The sequence below is a fragment of the Catenulispora rubra genome, assembly GCF_015356825.1.
In the GTDB taxonomy this organism is placed as follows: Bacteria; Actinomycetota; Actinomycetes; order Streptomycetales; family Catenulisporaceae; genus Catenulispora; species Catenulispora rubra.
Genome location: NZ_JAACYW010000502.1, coordinates 1 through 4,081, shown reverse-complemented (window position 1 = coordinate 4,081; position 4,081 = coordinate 1). Strand labels below are relative to the sequence as shown.

The window sequence follows — 4,081 nt, the reverse complement described above, 5'->3', positions numbered from 1 at the left end:
CATCCCAAGAATCGACACAAACCCCACCATCTCCCCCGGATACCCCCCAAGATTATGCGTCAACGCAACCTCCCGCCGCCCGAACGTCCCGATCCGCCGCTCCGCCGGCGCCTCCCCACGCAGCTGGAGCCAGGCCTCGTACATCATCCGCAGCCCGGAGGCGCCGACCGGGTGGCCGAAGGACTTCAGCCCGCCGTCCGGGTTGACCGGGAGGTCGCCGTCGAGGTCGAACGCCCCGGACAGCACGTCCTGCCAGGCCTTGCCGCGCTCGCAGAAGCCCAGGTCCTCCATCAGCACCAGCTCGGTCGGCGTGAAGCAGTCGTGCACCTCGGCCATCGCCAGTTCGCGGCGCGGATCGGTCACGCCGGCTTGGTGGTAGGCGTCCTCAGCGGCGGCGACGATCTCCGGAAAGGTCGTGTAGTCGTAGGCCGGGTCCCCCAAGGCCAGGCCATTGCCGGCGACCAGTGACAGAGCCTTGATATACAGCGGCCTGTCCGTGTACCGCAGCGCATCCTCAGCCCGGACCACGATCGCCGCCGCCGCCCCATCGGCCACACCGGCGCAGTCGAACACCGACAGCTCGCCTGCCACGCGCGGCATCGCAAGCAGTTGCTCGACAGTCCACTCCTTACGGAACTGTGCCTTGGGGTTACGAGCACCGTTGGCGTGGTTCTTGGACGCGATGCGTGCCAGCACCTCGCGCATCTCCTGCGGGCCAACGCCGTATTTCGCCCCATACGCAGGCACGACCATGGAGAACATCGCGGCGGCGGTGACGGTGCGCGCGGTGCCGTCGCCAGGAATCGGGAAGGCGTTGAGGCCCTGGTAGCCGGAGTCCTTCACCTTCTCAACGCCCACGGCCATCGCAACGTCATACGCACCCGAAGCCACCGCATAAGCAGCCTGCCGCAACGCCTCAGAGCCAGTCGCGCAGTAGTTCTCGACACGCGTGACGGGCTTGCCCTCCAGCTCCAGCGGCCGCGCCAGCGTGATCCCGCTCATCCCGGACTGCGCGGTGCCGAGCCAGTACGCGTCGATCTCCTCCTTCGCCAACCCCGCGCCGGTAAACGCCTCCGACGTCGCCGACAACAGCAGCTCATCGACCCCGCTGTCCCAGTGCTCTGCGAAACGCGTGCAGCCCATGCCGACGATCGCGACGCGGTCTTTGATGCCGTGCGAGGCCATCAGCGGGTCTCCCTTTCAGGATGGCGGACGGGGCGCGCCTTCCAGAAATAATTGTGGATTCCGTCGGCGCTGCTCAGACGGCGGAACGTCGCCTCGACGCGCAGCCCTATGGCGACCTCGTCTGCGTCGACGTCGGTGAGCTCAATCGGCAACCGACCGCCCCCATCGAAGTCGACGACCGCGAAGACCACTGGCGGGCTGGGGGAGTAGGCGAGGCGGTCGACGGTGAAGGTCACAATCGTGCCCTCGCTACCGGCAGCCGGATGCGGCGCGGCATCGAACGAGGACGGCGGCAGGTGAACGATTGCCCCGTCCGCGCTCTCAGTGCCCACGAGCGCGAACTTCCAGTCGGCAGCGCGCGCGGCCGCCGACGCGGACGTGCGGGCCGGCTCCGGGCGGCGTGGCGGCTCGACGGGAAGGAACCCACGCCAGGCGAGGTAACGGCCGTACGGGACGCCGCCGGAGGCCGCGAGCTGGTCGGCGACAGGGCGTGCGGGGCGGTAGGCCGCGAGGGCTTCCGTCGCGCGCCACAGGAAGGCGTCGGCGCCGTCTGCCAGAACCAGGAGCGCGATGGTCTGGCCGGGTTGCGCGACTTCGAGGGCTGATGCGATGAGCAGCGCGGGGTGGGCCGCGCCTGAGTTGCCGACTGTTTTGCTGAACGGGTCATGGTGGCGTGCGGCAGGCACGCCGGTTTTCTTCAGCGCGGACTTCGCGGCGCGTTCGTGGGTGCCGGCTATCAGCAGGATGTCGATGTCGTCGGAGACCTTTTCGGCCCCGACGAGCAGGGCGTTCCATGCTTCAGTCGCGAGGGTGGTGTAGCGGTTCTCGCCGAAGCGGTCCTCCCAGGTCTTCGAGGTCTGATCTCCAGGGGTGCGCCAGCGGTCGAGGAACTCCTCGGTGGTGCTGGTATGGCCGAGGAGCTCAGCCAGAACAGGACTGTTGTCGGTTCCGTCGCCGATGACCAAAGCGGCAGCCGCGTCGCCCCCGGCAGACTCATCCGCGCTGCCTGGCCGTCCCGTGCGGAGGTCGGAGGCGACGACGAGATGCGTTCCCGTGCCGGTCAGGCCAGCCTCGAGGGCGCCGATCGTCGAGCGGACAGCTCCGGTGGCGTCGTAGGCGGCGGTGGTGCGGGGCAGGCGGAGGGCGGCGTGCACGGCGGTGGCGTTGGTGCGGTCCTGGTAGGCCGGGGCGGTGGTGGTGAGCCACAGGGTTCTGATGGTGTCGTTGCTGCCTTCCGCCTGCAGCGCGGCGCGGGCGGCGGCGACGGCCATGGTCGTCGTGTCCTCGTCGTACGAGGCCACGGCCCGAGTGCCGGTTCCGCCGCCGGTGCCGGCCACCGGGGCGATGGCGGTGCGGTCCAGGCGGCGGTACGGCAGGTGGACGCCCCACCCCAGGATTCCTCGCATGGCGGCATCGTAGCGGAAATCTGATGGGGCGTCAGATTGCCGGGAGGGCCGCCGAAGCCGCCCGGATCACCGAGAACGCTGGGATCGCCGAGATCAGGGCACTTCCCCGGCCAGCTCCTCCAACCCGAGCCGGATGAGCTCCCCGGACACGTCGCGCTCCAGATCGCGGTGACAGGCGCAGCGCCGCAACGGCACGTTCAGCGCCATGCAGATCGCCGCACCGTAGAGGCGCACGGTGCGCGCCTGGTTCGCCGACGTCGCGCCGGCCGGGTGCGAGATGGCGTCGGCGACCTGGTCCGCCAGCATCTCGCGCTCCCGCGCCACCCCGAGCCACCGCATGCCGGCCCCGGCGGTCGAGCGGACCGCCGCGCCGGCCGAGGGCGCGAGGCCGTCCACGTTGCGTGCGATGCGCGCCAGCGCGGTGCAGTGCGCCGGGCTCCACTCGGTGTAGCAGCGCTGCCACAGCTCGGGCCCCAGGACGGTGGACAGGACGGTGCGCAGCGGCGGCTCCGGCGCCGGCTCGGTGAAGCCCGGGACGATGAAGTCGGGGACGGCGATGTCGGCGGGGACGGGGGTCGCTGCGGCGGGAGTGGTCGTGGCGGGCACTGGTGTGACCGCGGCGGGGGTGGTGGCGTCGGGGGTCGGCGCGACGGCGGCGACCGGACCAGGACTCGGGTCCGGGGCAGACCGTGGCTTGCGCTGGCGCTGGGGTAGCGGCGGCCGGTTGGGCGACACCCGAAGCGGCTTCATGGGCGGAATGAAGTCGGGACGCAGGAACTCGGGAACGACGAGGTCATCGGGATCGATGGGCGGCATGCGATCGATGAGCGTCGGCGGATCGGGATCCGGCTCGGCAACCGCATGCTCCGCCTCCGCGCCAAGCACGACGCTGCGCATCGGCGCGATCCGCGGCGTCTTGCGCGGCGGGGCGGCGTCGGCGTCTTCAGGGGGCTCAGAGGGCTCGAACTCGATCCGCGGCAGCGGGCGGGTGGGAGCCTCATCGCGGAAGAGCGGACGCGCACTGATCCAGTCGGGATCCAGCGCACGCTCCTTGCGCAACAACGGACGCTGCTCCGCAGGCCGCACCTCGGCCTCAGGCTCGGGCTCATCGGCGACCTCCTCGACCTCGACACGACGGTTGCGCTCAGCACGCTCGCGGTCGAGGTAGGAGCGCTGGCTGATCGGTATGGCGGGCGCGCGGGCAGGCTCGGATCCGCCCTGCTCTTGCGCGGTGTCGGGCAAATGCTCCGATCCGGGCCCCGACACGGAGGGCTCCGGCTTGGCCGCAAGCACGATCTCCGGCTCCCCAGCCTCAGGCTCCTGCGCTGCCTCAGGCTCCTGCATCGCCTCGGAGTCGGGCTCGGCCTGCTCGTGCGGCGCCGCGCCAGCCTCCTGCTCCGCCTCAGCATCCACCTCGCCACCACCCGCCGCCCGCGCACGCCGGCTTCGCTCGCGGTCCAGATACGACTGCGGCCCGACCGGCCCTACCG

At 70.9% G+C, this 4,081-nt stretch carries 2 protein-coding genes and 1 pseudogene; all 3 read right to left on the bottom strand.

The window, feature by feature from the left end:
• Positions 1-1,185, bottom strand: a 1,185-nt coding sequence (locus GWK61_RS53095) for an acetyl-CoA acetyltransferase (RefSeq protein WP_194921930.1), incomplete at its 3' end; no start/stop codon positions are given.
• Positions 1,185-2,591 carry an OB-fold domain-containing protein gene (locus GWK61_RS53090; protein ID WP_194921929.1) on the bottom strand — a complete coding sequence of 469 codons (1,407 nt, stop codon included), beginning with the start codon at positions 2,589-2,591 and terminating at the stop codon, positions 1,185-1,187. The genes GWK61_RS53095 and GWK61_RS53090, both read right to left, overlap by 1 nt.
• 93 nt (positions 2,592-2,684) lie before the next feature.
• Positions 2,685-4,081: pseudogene (locus tag GWK61_RS53085) on the bottom strand (hypothetical protein); the annotation flags it as partial.

What these genes read in the sequence shown, in the direction of transcription:
- GWK61_RS53090 (WP_194921929.1), bottom strand. Translation starts at nt 2,591, where the DNA reads ATGCGAGGAATCCTGGGGTGGGGCGTCCACCTGCCGTACCGCCGCCTG.